Here is a 320-nt window from a genome sequence, read left to right as displayed (position 1 = left end):
AGAGATAAGTAGTGGAACGAAAAAGGGTATATAAGTGTGTACAGTAAATCTTAGGTGAAATGAAAGAAATGTATCGTGAGTCTCCATCCTTGATGGAGCTTGTTGTAAGACCAAGTAACATTGAAAAAGCAATTAAGAGAGTTAAGAAAAACAAAGGAGCACCAGGAATTGACGGTATGAAAGTCAGTGAACTGAATGGACACTTTGTGCAATACTTTCCACAAATTAGAAAGAAACTGCTTGATGGCACATATAAACCACAAGCAGTAAGGAAAGTTGAAATCCCAAAACCAAACGGGAAAAAGCGTGTGTTGGGAATC

The 320-nt window shown here is 37.5% G+C and carries 1 pseudogene; it reads left to right on the top strand.

Annotation, left to right across the window (positions count from 1 at the left end):
- Positions 1–68 precede the first annotated feature (68 nt).
- Positions 69–320: pseudogene (locus TP70_RS11145) on the top strand (group II intron reverse transcriptase/maturase); the annotation flags it as partial.

It is taken from the genome of Staphylococcus microti (assembly GCF_000934465.1).
GTDB classification, from domain to species: domain Bacteria; phylum Bacillota; class Bacilli; order Staphylococcales; family Staphylococcaceae; genus Staphylococcus; species Staphylococcus microti.
This window is presented reverse-complemented; position numbering and strand designations above follow the sequence as displayed.